The 13639-nt window shown below is 69.5% G+C and carries 14 protein-coding genes; 10 read left to right on the top strand and 4 right to left on the bottom strand.

What is annotated here, in order from left to right:
• The first annotated feature begins 57 nt into the window (after positions 1-57).
• From ABZX12_RS29640 to ABZX12_RS29600, 9 genes are all read left to right on the top strand, one after another.
• Positions 58-1572: an ABC transporter substrate-binding protein gene (locus ABZX12_RS29640; RefSeq protein ID WP_355698439.1), complete on the top strand. Its 1515-nt coding sequence runs from the start codon at positions 58-60 to the stop codon at positions 1570-1572.
• Entirely contained in the window at positions 1569-2513 is a 945-nt protein-coding gene (locus ABZX12_RS29635; protein WP_355698437.1) for an ABC transporter permease, read from the top strand. Before ABZX12_RS29640 ends, ABZX12_RS29635 begins: the two co-directional genes overlap by 4 nt.
• A complete protein-coding gene (locus ABZX12_RS29630) occupies positions 2514-3332 on the top strand; it encodes an ABC transporter permease (protein WP_355698435.1) in 819 nt (272 codons plus the stop codon).
• On the top strand, positions 3329-4282 hold the full coding sequence (locus ABZX12_RS29625; protein ID WP_355698433.1) for an ABC transporter ATP-binding protein: 954 nt from the start codon (positions 3329-3331) through the stop codon (positions 4280-4282). The genes ABZX12_RS29630 and ABZX12_RS29625 overlap by 4 nt, the downstream gene beginning before the upstream one ends.
• Positions 4275-5195, top strand: coding sequence for an ATP-binding cassette domain-containing protein (locus ABZX12_RS29620; protein WP_355698431.1), 921 nt, complete (start codon positions 4275-4277; stop codon positions 5193-5195). The genes ABZX12_RS29625 and ABZX12_RS29620 overlap by 8 nt, the downstream gene beginning before the upstream one ends.
• Positions 5192-6625 carry an aldehyde dehydrogenase family protein gene (locus ABZX12_RS29615; protein WP_355698429.1) on the top strand — a complete coding sequence of 478 codons (1434 nt, stop codon included), beginning with the start codon at positions 5192-5194 and terminating at the stop codon, positions 6623-6625. The genes ABZX12_RS29620 and ABZX12_RS29615 overlap by 4 nt, the downstream gene beginning before the upstream one ends.
• A 91-nt stretch (positions 6626-6716) precedes the next feature.
• Complete coding sequence (locus tag ABZX12_RS29610; protein WP_355698427.1) at positions 6717-7478, top strand: SDR family oxidoreductase; 762 nt, start codon at positions 6717-6719, stop codon at positions 7476-7478.
• A 10-nt stretch (positions 7479-7488) separates the two neighbouring features.
• Positions 7489-8859, top strand: a complete 1371-nt coding sequence (locus ABZX12_RS29605; RefSeq protein ID WP_355698425.1) for an amidase — start codon at positions 7489-7491, stop codon at positions 8857-8859.
• A gap of 3 nt (positions 8860-8862) precedes the next feature.
• Positions 8863-9720 carry a hypothetical protein gene (locus tag ABZX12_RS29600; protein WP_355698423.1) on the top strand — a complete coding sequence of 286 codons (858 nt, stop codon included), beginning with the start codon at positions 8863-8865 and terminating at the stop codon, positions 9718-9720.
• Between the two features lie 28 nt (positions 9721-9748).
• On the opposite strand, the gene ABZX12_RS29595 is transcribed toward ABZX12_RS29600, so the two are convergent.
• Positions 9749-10090 (bottom strand): DUF2200 domain-containing protein, encoded by a 342-nt coding sequence (locus tag ABZX12_RS29595; protein WP_355698421.1) that lies wholly within the window; start codon positions 10088-10090, stop codon positions 9749-9751.
• A gap of 114 nt (positions 10091-10204) precedes the next feature.
• On the opposite strand from ABZX12_RS29595, the gene ppgK reads away from it, so the two are divergent.
• Positions 10205-10957 carry a polyphosphate--glucose phosphotransferase gene (gene ppgK / locus ABZX12_RS29590; RefSeq protein WP_355698419.1) on the top strand — a complete coding sequence of 251 codons (753 nt, stop codon included), beginning with the start codon at positions 10205-10207 and terminating at the stop codon, positions 10955-10957.
• 116 nt (positions 10958-11073) lie between these two features.
• Here the strand turns inward: ppgK and ABZX12_RS29585 are convergent, their stop codons facing one another.
• The 3 genes from ABZX12_RS29585 to ABZX12_RS29575 all read right to left on the bottom strand — a co-directional run bounded on the left by ABZX12_RS29585 (position 11074) and on the right by ABZX12_RS29575 (position 13584).
• On the bottom strand, positions 11074-11760 hold the full coding sequence (locus ABZX12_RS29585) for an alpha/beta fold hydrolase (protein ID WP_355698417.1): 687 nt from the start codon (positions 11758-11760) through the stop codon (positions 11074-11076).
• A gap of 388 nt (positions 11761-12148) precedes the next feature.
• The gene (locus tag ABZX12_RS29580) at positions 12149-12709 is read right to left on the bottom strand and encodes a restriction endonuclease (protein WP_355698416.1); all 561 of its coding nucleotides are present in this window, start codon (positions 12707-12709) and stop codon (positions 12149-12151) included.
• 101 nt (positions 12710-12810) lie between these two features.
• Positions 12811-13584, bottom strand: coding sequence for a L,D-transpeptidase family protein (locus ABZX12_RS29575; RefSeq protein WP_355698414.1), 774 nt, complete (start codon positions 13582-13584; stop codon positions 12811-12813).
• Positions 13585-13639: the final 55 nt, after the last annotated feature.

The raw sequence follows: 13639 nt of genomic DNA, 5'->3' as shown, positions 1-13639 counted from the left end.
TGGCCCATTGAGACCTAGTCCACTGGTCAGACCAGTCGGCGCACCGGAGGAGTAGACGTGAAGTCGTCGATTTACACTCGAGCGGTCGCAGTCCTCGCCTCCGCCGCGCTGCTCGCGGTGAGCGCCTGCTCGGCCGGGTCGGGTACGTCGTCCGGCAGCTCGCCGGGCGGTGACCAGAACCTGTCGATCGGCCTGGTCGCCGAGCCGGCCAGCCTCGACTTCACCACCACCGACGGCGCCGCGATCCCGCAGGCGCTGCTCGGGAACGTCTACGAGACCCTGGTCAAGCAGGACGACTCCGGCAAGATCGTGCCTTCGCTGGCGAAGTCGTGGACGGTGTCGCCGGACCGCAAGACGTACACGTTCGACCTGGTCGACAACGCGAACTTCACCAACGACAAGCAGTTCACGGCCAACGACGCGGTGTTCAGCATCAACCGGGTGAAGACCGCCTGGACCACGTCGTTGAAGGCCGCGATGGACGTGGTCTCGCAGGCCAAGGCGCTGTCGCCGACCCAGCTCCAGGTGACGCTGGCGAAGCCGAGCAACGACTGGCTGTTCCGGATGACCACGCGGATCGGCGCGATGTTCTCCGAGAGCGGCGTCAGCGCCCTGGCGACGGCCCCGGTCGGCTCCGGCCCGTACACCTTCTCGAAGTGGAACCGCGGCGATTCGATCGTCCTGGTCCGCAACGACAAGTACTGGGGCTCGAAGCCGTTCTTCCGGCAGATCACGCTGAAGTACTTCAAGGACGCGACCGCGTTGAACAACGCGCTCCTCACCGGCACGATCAACGTGATCGGCACGGTGCAGGCACCGGAGGCGCTCAGCCAGTTCACCAGCAACGACAAGTACCAGGTGATCGAGGGCACGACGAACGGCGAGGTCCTGCTGTCCTTCAACAACTCGCTGCCGCTGTTCAAGGACATCCGGACCCGTCAGGCGATCCGGATGGCGATCGACCACAAGGCGTTGCTGGACACCTGCTGGGCCGGCCGCGGCAAGCTGATCGGCAGCATGGTCCCGCCGACCGACCCGTGGTACGAGGACCTCACCGGCGTCGCGCCGTACGACCTGGCCAAGGCGAAGTCGTTGCTGCAGGCCTCTGGCGCGGCCGGCAAGACGCTCCGGCTCCGGCTCCCGACCTTGCCGTACGCAACGTCCTGCGGCCAGGTGGTGAAGAGCCAGCTGGAGCAGGCCGGCCTGAAGGTGCGGATCGACCAACTGGAGTTCCCGGCGGCGTGGCTGACGACGGTGTTCAAGAACGCCGACTACGACATGTCGATCATCGCGCATGTCGAGCCGCGGGACCTCGGAGCGGTCTTCGGAAACCCGAAGTACTACACGAGGTACGACGACCCGACGCTGCAGGGCTACCTGGCCGCGGCGGACTCCGGCGACGAGGCCGCCCAGGTCGACAATCTGAAGAAGGCGGCGCGCCGCCTGTCCGAGCAGGCCGCGGGCGACTGGCTGTTCCTGCTGCCGAACCTGATGGTCGCGGACAAGGACATCAAGGGCCTGCCGACCAACGCGATCACCGAGAACTTCGATCTCTCCAAGCTCGCCCGATGATTCTCCGCCTGATCGAGCGCACCGGCGTGTTCTTGGTCAGTCTCGCGGTGAGCTCGGTGCTGGTCTTCGCCTTCATGGCGGTGCTGCCCGGCGATCCCGCCCGGGTCGCGCTCGGCGTGAACGCCTCCGACGAGGCGGTGGCCGAACTGCGCCGGCAGTTCGGCCTCGACCGCCCGCTGCCGACGCAGTACTTCGACTGGCTGGGCGGACTGCTGCACGGTGACCTCGGCACGTCGTACGTGTCGAAGGCGGCGATCGGCCCGCAGGTCTTCGACCGGCTGCAAGTCACGCTGTGGCTGGTCGTCGCCGGCATGGTCATAGCGCTCGCCATCGCCGTGCCGGCCGGGACCCTGATGGCGGCCCGGCACCGCAAGGTGTCCGGGCTGGCGCTGTCGGCGGTGTCCCAGGTCGGCGTCGCGGTGCCCGCGTTCCTCGCGGGCATCCTGCTGATCGTCGTGTTCGCGGTGAAGCTCGGCTGGCTCCCGGCGAACGGCTGGACGCCGCCGGCGCAGGACCCGGCGATGTTCGTCAAGCAACTGATCCTCCCCGCGCTCGCACTGGGTCTCGTTCAAGGCGCCGTCCTCACCCGTTACGTCCGCAGCGCGGTCCTCGACGTACTCCGCGAGGACTACCTCCGCACCGCCCGCGCCAAAGGACTGCGCCCCTTCCAGGCCCTCTGGAAACACGGCCTACGCAACGCGGCCGTGCCGGTCGTCACCGTCCTCGGTCTCCAGTTGGCGACGCTCCTGATCGGTGCCGTCGTCGTCGAGCGGGTCTTCGTCATCCCAGGACTGGGCAGCCTCCTGCTCGACGGCGTGTCGAACCGCGACCTGCTCCTGGTGCAGGACGTCGTGATGGTTCTGGTCCTCGCCGTCCTCCTGGTCAACTTTCTCGTCGACGTCCTGTACGTCGCCCTCGACCCGAGACTGAGGACGGCGTAGATGAGACGACTGAACCCGAGCCTGATCGCCGGCGGCGTGATCGTCGCGGTGATCGTCGCGATGGCGCTGGTGTCGTTCGTCTGGACGCCGTACGACGCGACGCTCGTCACCCCGTCGGCCCGGTTGCTGAAGCCGTCGTGGTCGCACTGGTTCGGCACCGACAAGTTCGGCCGGGACGTGTTCAGCCAGATCATGGTCGGCTCGCGGACCACGTTGTTCGTCGGCGTCGTCGCGGTCGGCGTGGCCGCGGTCATCGGCGTACCGCTGGGGATCCTGGCCGCGATGGTCCGGCGCTGGCCGGGCGAGGCGATCATGCGCGCCAACGACCTGCTGCTCGCGTTCCCGGCGCTGCTGCTGGCGATCATGTTCGGCGCCGTGTTCGGGGCCAGCACACTGACCGCGATGATCGCGATCGGTATCGCGTCGGTGCCGAGCTTCGCGCGAGTGATCCGGAGCGGGGCGCTGCAGGTGATGCGGACCGAGTACGTGCTGGCCGCGCGCGCGGCCGGCCGGCAGCCGTTCCCGATCGCGGTCCGGCACGTGCTGCCGAACGTGACCAGCCTGATCACGGTGCAGGCGTCGGTGTCGTTCGCGATCGCGGTGCTGGCCGAGGCCGCGCTGTCGTTCCTCGGGTACGGGACGCCGCCGCCGACCCCGTCCTGGGGCCGGATGCTGCAGGAGAGCCAGGAGTTCCTGTTCAGCGCGCCGCGCCTGGCGATCTTCCCCGGTCTCGCGATCGCGATCGCCGTCCTCGGCTTCAACCTGCTGGGCGACGGCCTGCGCGACCGGTTCGACCCGAAGCTGGAGGACCGGCGATGAGTGACGTACTGAGTGTGCGCGGGTTGAGCGTGTCCGTGCGGGACACGGCGCTGGTGTCCGACGTCGACCTGACCGTCGGCGCGGGGGAGCGGGTCGGGCTGATCGGGGAGTCCGGATCGGGCAAGTCGCTGACCGCGCTGAGCATCCTCGGTCTGCTGCCCGAGGACGTGCGGGCCTACGGTTCGGTTCGCCTCGACGGTGTGGACCACGAGCTGGTGGGTGCGGACGAACGGCGGATGTCCCGGATCCGCGGCCGCGACGTCGCGATGGTCTTCCAGGAGCCGATGACCGCGCTGAACCCGACCATGCGGATCGGCGACCAGCTCACCGAGGCGATGCTGATCCACAAGACGCTCGCGAAGCCAGCGGCCCGGGCCGCGGCGGCCGACCTGCTCGACCGCGTGCAGCTGCCCGCCGAGACGCTCCGTGCGTATCCGCACCAGCTGTCCGGTGGCCAACGGCAACGAGTCGTCCTGGCACTCGCCCTGGCCAACGACCCGGCGCTCCTGATCTGCGACGAGCCGACCACCGCGCTGGATGTCACGGTGCAGGCGCTCGTCCTCGACCTGATCGTCCGCGGCGTCATGGACCGGTCGTCGGCGTTGCTCTTCATCACCCACGACCTCGCCGTCGTCGCCACGGTGTGCGAACGCGTCCTGGTCATGTACGGCGGACGCGTCGTCGAGGCAGGCCCTGTCGGCGAGGTGTTCACGCGCCCGCGCCACCGCTACACCGAGGGTTTGCTCGCGGCGTCCGACCTCGAGACCACGTCCCGTCGTCTCACCACCATCCCGGGCAACGTGCCGCCGGCCGGCCGATTTCCATCTGGCTGCGTGTTCCGTACCCGCTGCACCCACGCCACTGCCCTGTGCGAGGAGCTGCCGGCGTGGACCGGGTCGGAAACGCGCGGCTTCGCCTGCCACCACCCAGCCGGAGACGCCGATGCCTGAGCACGTCCCGGCTGAGCAGATCCCGGCTGAGCAGATCCCGGCTGAGCAGATCCCGGCTGAGCAGATCCCGGCTGAGCAGCTCCCCGCCGCGATCCGGGTCGTCGATCTGGTGCGGGACTACCCGCGCCCCCGGACCTCGCTGCTCAAGTCCGCGCCCGTCGTGCACGCGCTGCGCGGCGTGAGCCTGGAGGTCAAGCAGGGCGAGCGATTCGGCATCGTCGGGGAGTCCGGCTGCGGCAAGTCGACGCTGCTGCGCCTGATCGCCGCCCTCGACCGCGCGACCTCCGGCCAGGTGATCGTCGAGGGCACCGACATCACCAGGCTTCCGGAGCGCCGGCTGCGGCCGCTGCGCGAGAACCTCCAGCTCGTCTTCCAGGACCCGATGAGCTCCCTCGACCCCCGGATGCGGGTCCGCGACATCATCGCCGAGCCGCTCGTCGTCCAAGGCCATCCGGCGTCCGGAGCCCGCGTCCGCGAGTTGCTCGAGGCCGTCGGCCTGTCCGCGGACGCCGGCGATCGGTACCCGCACCAGTTCTCCGGCGGTCAGCGGCAGCGCATCTCGATCGCCCGCGCCCTCGCCCCGCGACCGCGGATCCTGGTCGCGGACGAACCGGTGAGCGCCCTCGATGTCTCCGTCCGCGCCCAGGTGCTCAACCTGATCTCCGACCTGGTCGACGAGCTCAACCTCACGCTGGTGTTCGTCTCGCACGACCTGTCCGTGGTCAAACACGTCTGCGACCGCCTGGCCGTGATGAACGCCGGCGAGATCGTCGAGACCGGCTCCACCGGCGACGTGTACGCCGCCCCGCAGCATCCCTACACGCAGCGCCTGGTCTCGGCCATTCCGACTCTGCACCGCGCGCTGTCCGGCGCGACCACGTCCGACCTGCTCGCGAAGGGAGATCCCGCATGAAGTTTCCAGCCGGCCTGCCGATCGGTGAGTCCTGGGTCGAGGCACCGGCCACGGCTCCGGTCGTCTTCCCGTACGACGGGACGACCGTGGCGGAGGCGCCGCTCGGGGACGTCCCGCTGGCGCGCGCAGCCCTCGACAACGCGTTCGCCGTCCGCGAGACGGTCGGCCGGCTGCCGTCGTACGTACGCCGGAACGTCTTGCAGAGCGTGCATTCCGCCGTGCTCGCCGCCCGCGACGAGTTCGTGGATCTGCTGGTGCTGGAGACCGGTAAGCCGCTGGTCGACTGCCGGGTGGAGATCGACCGGACGCTGCTCACCCTGGAGACGTCGGCCGAGGAGGTCGCCCGGCTGCACGGCGAGACCGTGCCGCTCGACCTGCTGCCGAGCGGCGAAGGCTTGCAGGGCTTCTGGGTGCGCAAGCCGATCGGCGTGGTCATCGGGATCACCGGCTTCAACTATCCGTTGCTGCTCGCGGCGCACAAGATCGCGCCCGCGTTCGCGGCCGGGTGCCCGATCATCGTGAAACCGGCGCCGCAGACGCCGCTCGCCACGCTCTGGCTCGCCCACCTGATGCGCTCGGCGCTCGCCGACGCGGGTGCGCCGGAGAGCGCGCTCCAGGTGATCACCGGCGGAGCAGACGTCGGCGCGACGTTGACGACCGACGATCGGATCGGCGCCGTCTCGTTCACCGGGTCGGCCGCCGTCGGCCATCGGATCGCGCGGGACGCCGCGCCGACCAAGGTCCTGCTGGAGCTCGGCTCCAACTCCGCGCTGGTCGTCGCCGCCGACGCCGACCTGGACGCGGCCGCCGACGCGATCGTGCGCGGCGGGTACTACGCGTCCGGACAGGCCTGCATCTCGGTCCAGCGCGTGATCGCCGTCGAATCCGTGCGTACGGCGTTGCTGGACAAGCTCGGCGCCCGGATGCCGGGCGTCGTGGTCGGTGACCCGCGCGATCCGGAGACGCGGGTGTCGGCGCTCATCAACCCGGCGTCGACGGATCGCGTTCGGGCGTGGGTCGGCGACGCGGTCCACGCCGGCGCGTCGATCGCCTACGAGGCCCCCGGCGACGTCCTCGGTCCGATCGTGCTGACCGACGTACCGGACGGGTTGCCGGCGTGGGACGAGGAGATCTTCGGGCCGGTGATCGCCGTACGGTCGGTGCCGGACGTCGACACTGCTCTGCGCGCGGTCAACGAGACCCGGTACGGGTTGCACGCGAGCGTCTTCACGTCCTCGCTCGAGACCGCCTTCGCCGCGATCGATCGGCTGGACGTCGGGGGAGTGGTGATCAACGAGGTCCCCGGGTTCCGCTCCGATGTGATGCCGTACGGCGGCGTCAAGCACTCCGGCACCGGCCGCGAAGGCCCGCGCTTCGCCATCGAGGAACTCACCACGACCCGGATGGCCATCATCCGCCCGCGCCCATGACCACACTTTGTGCACCCACCGATCACATCGCGCCGCCGGAAACGATTGGTGCGGGCCCAAGGTCGGCACAACAGCACGAGGGGACGCGCTGATGGACTACGCGAGGTTGTTTCGGCTCGACGGCAAGCATGCGGTGGTGGTCGGCGCGGGGAGCGGGATCGGCCGCGAGAGCGCGCTGGCGCTGGCGGCGCAGGGTGCGCGAGTGACCTGCGCGGACCGCGACCTCGCCGCCGCGCGCGAGACGGCCGGCGCCGAGTTGACGCCGTACGAGCTGGATGTGCTGGACGACGCGGCGATCGAGCGGGCCGCTGCCGAGCTGGATCCGGTGGATGTGCTCGTCTTCACCGCGGCGACGAACGTGCGGAAGCGGATCCTCGACTACACCGGCGAGGAGTTCGACCGCGTCGTGTCGCTGAACCTGCGGGCGTCGTTCCAGCTCGTGCGCGCGTTCGGCAAGGGGATGGCGGAGCGGGGGAGCGGCAGCATCATCGGCTTCAGTTCCATCCGCGGGACCACGGTCGAACCGGGGCAGTCGGTGTACGCGGCCACGAAGGCCGGCCTCGTCCAGCTGTTGCGGACCGCGGCCGCCGAGCTCGGCCCGTCCGGCGTCCGCGCGAACGCGATCGCGCCAGGTGTCGTCGAGACCCCGCTGACCGCGCAAATCAAGGCCGACCAGCGCTGGTACGACGCCTACGCACGCAAAGGAGCGCTCGGCCGCTGGGCACAGCCCCAGGAACTCGCCGGTGCGGTCGTCTACCTCGCCTCCGACGCGGCGAGCTTCGTGACCGGGAGCGTGCTCGCGGTCGACGGCGGCTGGACCGCGGTCGACGGCCGCTTCGACCCCCCGAACTGAGGAGTGCCGCATGAATCTCGCTGACCTGAGCGCCACCGAACTGCTGGCGAGGTACCGCGACGGCTCGGTGTCCCCGGTCGAGGTCGTCGAGGACGTGCTGACCCGCGTCGCGGCGTGGGAACCGCAGCTGTGTGCGCTCTACGCGCCGGATCCGGAGGGCGCGCGGGCGGCCGCGCAGGAGTCCGAGCGGCGTTGGCGGGCCGGTACGGCGGGCGCGCTGGACGGCGTACCCGTGACCGTCAAGGAGAACATCGCGACCCGCGGAACCCCCGTACCGCAAGGGACCGCCGCGACCGCGCTGGTCCCGGCGGCCGCGGACGACCCGGCCGCGGCCCGGCTGCGCGCGGCCGGGGCGGTGATCTTCAGCAAGACCACGATGCCGGAGTACGGGATGCTCTCGTCCGGTGTCTCGACCTTCCACCGGCTGACGCGCAACCCGTGGGACCTGTCGAAGACGGCCGGCGGATCGAGTGCGGGCGCGGCCGCCGCGGCGGCGGCCGGCTACGGGGCGATCCACGTCGGCACCGACATCGGCGGATCGATCCGGCTGCCGGCCGGGTGGTGCGGGCTGGTCGGACTGAAGCCGACGCACGGACGGATCGCGGTCGGCAGCCCATACGCCGGACGCGCGATCGGGCCGCTGACCCGCACGGCGCCGGACGCTGCGCTCGCGCTGCGGGTGATGTCCGGGTACGACCCGCGCGACCACACGTCGATCCCGCCGGCGTCCGACGAGTTCGCCGTCAGGGTCGAAGGGCTGCGGGTCGCCCTGCTCCTCGACGCGGGCGTCGGGTTGCCGGTCGACCCCGAGGTCACGGCCGCGGTGTCGACCGTGGCCGCCGTGCTCGAGAGCGGCGGCGCGATCGTCGAACCGATCCGGCCGGTCATCACCCGCGAGATGCTCGACGGCCTCGACCGTTTCTGGCGGATCCGCTCCGCCACCGATATCGCGGCCCTGCCCGAGGAGCGGCGCGCGAAGGTTCTGCCGCAGATCCGCTCCTGGGTCGCGTCGGCGTCCGACCTCACCGCGGCCGACGTCTTCCACGGATACAGCCAGATGGGCGCGATGGCGGCCGCGGTCAGCCGGGTGTTCACGACGTACGACGTGATCCTGTCGCCGGTCGCCCCGATCACCGCGTTCCGCGCGGAGCTGGCGTACCCGACGGACGACCCGGGCAAGCCGTTCGAGCACATCGCGTTCACGGTCCCGTACAACATGTCGCAGCACCCGGCGACCACGGTCAACGCCGGCTGGTCCGCGTCCGGGCTGCCGATCGGCGCGCAGCTCGCCGTACCGCATCACCAGGACCTGCGGGCGCTGGCCTTGGCCCAGTACCTCGACAGCCGGCGACCGGAGCAGCGAGACTGGCCGACGAGGTGACGAATGGCCGGCTCCGGAGGTACGCCGCACGCTGACGCGACGCAGCGCGGCCTGACCTCGCACTGTTACCGGATGCTCGGCTCCGTCACCGAAGCCGTCGAGATCGCGGCGGTCGCGAACAGCTACGAGGAAGCCACCCGCGCGTGTCTGCAGCGCTCCGGCCGGCGCCCGCTGCCGTCGGATCTCGCCGGGCCGAGCGCCGACCCCGAGGGCGTGCTGTCGGAGAGCTCGGAGATCCTCTGGCTGGAGCCGATTCCCACGCACCTGATGGACGATCACCCGATCGACCTCGGGCTGATCGCCGCGCTCCAACGGCTGGCACCGGCCAAGCGCGCCGCGACCGTCCTCCAGCTCGAAGGCAGGGCTCCGTCAGGCGACGTTCGGCCCGCGCCGCTCACTCCGGCTCCGGCGCTCGTCCCCGACACCGTCCTGCTGGCGCGCTACCGCGCCGCCTTCGAGCAGTACGACGTCCCCGCGATCGTCACGCTCTTCACCGACGACGCGATCTGGGAGATGCCGCCGTTCACATCCTGGTTCCGCGGCGCCCGCGACATCGGCCGCCTGATCAGCACCCACTGTCCCGCCGAACGCCCCGGCGATCAGTACCTCGTCCCGCTGCAAGCCAACGGCCACCCTGCCTTCGCCGTGTACATGCGAGACCCGAAGGACAACATCCACCGGGCCTTCCAGATCCAGGTCCTCACCCTGACAGCCACGGCGATCGTGCACGCGGTCGCGTTCTTCGACCTGTCTCTCTTCCAGACGTTCCACCTGCCGGACCTCCTGACAGGCCTGCCCCCGAACCCGTACGACGGCACCCTGAGGCCCCACATCGAACGCATCTCCCCTCCGCGGGGCTGATTCCGGTCACCGTCCTGCGTACGCGCCGCTACGCTCGCAAGATCTTGTGCATCGGCTTGCCCTTGGCGAGTTCGTCGACCAGTTTGTCCAGGTAGCGGATCTTCTGCATCAGCGGATCCTCGATGCCTTCGACGCGCACGCCACACACCACCCCGGTGATCGACGACGCGCGCGGATTGAGCTGCGCACCGGCGAAGAAATCCTCGAAGGTCGTCCCTGCTTCCAGGTGACGCTCCAACGCGGCGGACCCGAACCCTGTCAGCCACTCGATGACCTGGTCCAGCTCTGCCTTCGTTCGTCCCTTCTTCTCGACCTTCGCCACGTACAGCGGGTACACGGACGCGAAACTGACGGTGAAGATCCGGCTCATCGCTCAAAGCTAGCGAACGGGGCACTTCGGCATGCCCGAGGCTGATGTGCTGACGGCGGGGTACAAAGGTCTGGACAGCAGCTTGCAGGCGAGGAGAGGGATCAGGTGCCCAGGATGAAGACGTCCACCGCTTTCGGGGTCGACATCGGCGGCAGCGGGATCAAGGGCGCCGTCGTCGACCTGGAGAAGGGCGATTTGGCCACGGAGCGGGTGAAGTACCTGACGCCCGTCCCGTCGACTCCGAAGGCCGTCGCCGAGGTCGTGGCCCGGCTGGTCGAGGAGGCCGGGTGGACCGGTGAGCTGGGTGCGACGTTCCCGGCCGTGATCAGGCACGGAGTGGCCCAGACCGCGGCGAACGTCGACAAGACCTGGATCGGGACCGACGTCGACAAGGTCTTCACCGATACCACCCACTGCGACGTGACCGTGCTCAACGACGCCGACGCGGCCGGTATCGCCGAGGCCCGGTTCGGTGCGGCCCAGGGCGTCGGCGGCGTGGTCATCCTGCTCACCTTCGGCACCGGCATCGGCAGCGCGCTCCTGGTCGACGGCCGGCTCGTGCCCAACACCGAGCTCGGTCACCTCGAGCTGGACGGCTACGACGCGGAGAAGCGGGCGTCCTCGGCGGCGAAGGACAACGAGGGCCTGTCGTACAAGCAGTGGGCCAAGCGCGTGCAGCGCTACCTCCGGCACGTGGAGGGCCTGTTCAGCCCCGACCTGTTCGTGCTCGGCGGTGGGGTCAGCAAGCATTCCGACAAGTGGGTGCCGCTGCTCGACATCTCCACCCCGGTGAAGTCGGCCCAGCTACTCAACAACGCCGGCATCGTCGGCGCCGCGATGGCCGCACACGAGAAGTTCACCCACTAGACGGGCGACCACCTACCGGCTCTCGCATGCCTTCGGGCGCCGGTGGCCGGAGGCTGCGCTCCACCGTCTTTCGGAAGTGGTATCGCCCAGGCGGCCACCGTGCCGGCCGTCTGAGTTCAAGCGAGGCGACTGTTCAAGAACCTGATCAGCTGGGCGGAGAACGGTGAGCGAAGACTCGGGTCAGTGGCGTCGTTGACCGTGTCCCAGCCATGTCCGGCCGCGGCGGGTAAGGGGACGAACTGGACCACGCCGGGACGAGCCCGTCGGAGCAGCTCGCGAACTTCCGCCAGTGGGCTGCTCCGGTCATCCGGCGCATCGGCGACAAGCAGCGGTACGCCGACTCGGCCGATCGCCTTCTGCGCGGTGAGCCCCTCCCCGAGCGGGAATTCGAACAACGCCGGCGACAGCGCTACGCAACCGTCGACCTGCACCGCCGAGCACGCGCCGATCGCGACCGAGCCGCCGAGTGAGGCGCCGACGACAACGACCTTCTTGGCCCCTTGTTTGCGGAGCTCGGTGACCGCAGTCTGCACATCGGCCGCATGCCTGCTGCCCCTGTCGCCGACCGGGCAGGTCGACTTGCCGCTGCACCGCCGGTCGAAGAGCAGCACGTGGAATCCGTTGTGCGCGAGGATGCCGCCGTACTCGAACCACCCGCAGACGCCGTCGTCCGTCTGATGCAGCATCACCACGCCGCGCGGGCCGGATCCCAACGTCACCGCGTTGAGGCGCACCCCGTCAGTCGCCGCGAGGAGGAACTCGCGGACCTTGACTCCTGCCGGCGCGACCTGTCCACAGTCCATCTCGGTCGAGGCCCCGGATGTGGGTGTTGGCGAAGCTGTCTCACTTGTCCCGTCGGTCGGCGGGACCGACCGCGAGGCGGGCGAGTCCGAGCAGCCCGCAACAAGCGCTGCGACCACCATGATCGGAGACAACAGTCTGACGATCGCCGCGAAGCGGTGCTTGCGATCGCTCCGGCGGCGAGAGCGGTCAAGTGCCTTTCGGTTCATTCGGCCAAGGTATTGACGCACGTGACCACTTCGAAGATCGCAATGGTCTCGGTTTGACATCGCCCCACCTTGGTGGTTCCGCCTGACAGGGCTGTGGTCAGCCTGGCGCCGTCGGAGCGAGGCGTGGCCTTGCTGTCCTTCGCCAGACGCTGGAAGGCGTGATCGTTGGGCAGGAACGCGGTCAGCGGACGGTCCCGTCGGCCAGGACCTTCACCGGGCTGTTCGGTTTGGCGGCCAGGACGCCGGCGAGGCTCTTGGCCGCCAGCGGGGCAGCGCCGGCAGGCGCAGCGGATGCAGCCCAGCCTCGAAACCTTCCCTCGCAGTCGTTCGCGAAGTCGTAGCTCGTCGGTCCGTATCCGCTGGTCCTGATGAGAATGCCGGTGGTAGCACCTTCGTGCTGCATGGTGCCGTAGAGATCGCGTACCGCGGTCGGGGGTACCGTCTCGCGGTACGGCCTTGCCTGAATGACGTACTTTCCTCCTCGAATCCCGGGTCGCAGGCCGACGCAGTCCACGCCTCCGTCGCCGTCGGCTCGGAAGAGTTGGGTGTCCAGGGCCATGCGGGTGAAGAGGTCCGCTGTAGGAGTAGGAATGACCTGTTGTGAAGCGGCGATCGAGTTCGTGCGGCGCTGGACATCCAGCACGAAAGACAACCGCTGGGGCGCCGCCCGGCGCTGCCCCACATCGGCCTCCCAATCCTCAGCGGTTTGGGCCGGTGCTGCGATGGAACCAACGCCGTCCATGCATGCGTGTCGGCCGAAAGGATGACGGTTATCAGCGTTTCGAAATCGGTTGGGTCCGGTATCTCGGCCAGCGCGATCGGTCCCGCCCAGTTCAGGCAGCGCTAGTACTCGCCGTAGATCTGGACCTTGGTCCCGATCGGGGTTTCGGTGAAGATGTGGTGGATCTCGGGGCGGAGGACGCGGACGCAGCGGTGGCTGGCCGGGTAGGGCTTGACGAGGGAGTTGACGCGGGAGCCATGCAGGGCGATGCCGGGGCGGTCCTTGAGGAAGTACAGCGAGTCGTACATGTACGCGTCCTCGTACAGGCTGCTCTCGTGGGCGCCGGCCCACTTGCGCCAGACCTTGCCGGTGCGGTTCGGGGTCTCGTAGCCGGGGCCGCCGGTGGAGATCCAGACGATCCGCTTGTAGGTCTTCCCAACGATCTGGTACAGGATCTGGCAGGTCTTGTTGACGTAGATCCCGGGCTCGCGGGTCGGCGCCGGGCGACTCGTTGCGTTGAGCACCGAGTAGGCGTCGTTCAGCGTCAGGCCGGCGCGGCTGACCGGCAGGCCGTGGGTCTCGCGCCACGCGCACAGCGCCTGCTTGGCGCGGGCCGTGATGTCACCGTCGATGTCGCCGACCGGGTAGCCGAGCTTGTCCAGCTGCCGTTCCACGCGCAGCGCGTAGTACGCCGGCTTCTGCTTCACCCTGGGCTTCGGCTTCACGGTCGGCTTGACCGTCGGCGTCGGCGTCGCAGTCGGTGCGGGGGTGCTGGTGCTGGTCGCGGGGGACTGCGTCGGGGAAGGCGTCGACTCGCTCGCGGCCACGTCCGAACAGCCGGCGAGTACGAACAAACACACCACCGCACCGGCAACGAGACCACGTCGACGTGACACGGATTCCCCTCTCCCTCAGCATTTTCAGAGTCGCAGAACCACACCGAGTAGGCGT

This window comes from Kribbella sp. NPDC003505, assembly GCF_040610875.1.
Lineage (GTDB): Bacteria > Actinomycetota > Actinomycetes > Propionibacteriales > Kribbellaceae > Kribbella.
This window is presented reverse-complemented; position numbering and strand designations above follow the sequence as displayed.

Bases quoted from the DNA above. Each gene is read 5' to 3' on its own strand.
- ABZX12_RS29625 (WP_355698433.1), top strand. From the start codon at position 3,329: ATGAGTGACGTACTGAGTGTGCGCGGGTTGAGCGTGTCCGTGCGGGAC.
- ABZX12_RS29630 (WP_355698435.1), top strand. From the start codon at position 2,514: ATGAGACGACTGAACCCGAGCCTGATCGCCGGCGGCGTGATCGTCGCG.
- ppgK (WP_355698419.1), top strand. From the start codon at position 10,205: ATGAAGACGTCCACCGCTTTCGGGGTCGACATCGGCGGCAGCGGGATC.
- ABZX12_RS29615 (WP_355698429.1), top strand. From the start codon at position 5,192: ATGAAGTTTCCAGCCGGCCTGCCGATCGGTGAGTCCTGGGTCGAGGCA.
- ABZX12_RS29620 (WP_355698431.1), top strand. From the start codon at position 4,275: ATGCCTGAGCACGTCCCGGCTGAGCAGATCCCGGCTGAGCAGATCCCG.
- ABZX12_RS29605 (WP_355698425.1), top strand. From the start codon at position 7,489: ATGAATCTCGCTGACCTGAGCGCCACCGAACTGCTGGCGAGGTACCGC.
- ABZX12_RS29610 (WP_355698427.1), top strand. From the start codon at position 6,717: ATGGACTACGCGAGGTTGTTTCGGCTCGACGGCAAGCATGCGGTGGTG.
- ABZX12_RS29585 (WP_355698417.1), bottom strand. From the start codon at position 11,760: ATGGACTGTGGACAGGTCGCGCCGGCAGGAGTCAAGGTCCGCGAGTTC.
- ABZX12_RS29595 (WP_355698421.1), bottom strand. From the start codon at position 10,090: ATGAGCCGGATCTTCACCGTCAGTTTCGCGTCCGTGTACCCGCTGTAC.
- ABZX12_RS29600 (WP_355698423.1), top strand. From the start codon at position 8,863: ATGGCCGGCTCCGGAGGTACGCCGCACGCTGACGCGACGCAGCGCGGC.
- ABZX12_RS29580 (WP_355698416.1), bottom strand. From the start codon at position 12,709: ATGGACGGCGTTGGTTCCATCGCAGCACCGGCCCAAACCGCTGAGGAT.
- ABZX12_RS29635 (WP_355698437.1), top strand. From the start codon at position 1,569: ATGATTCTCCGCCTGATCGAGCGCACCGGCGTGTTCTTGGTCAGTCTC.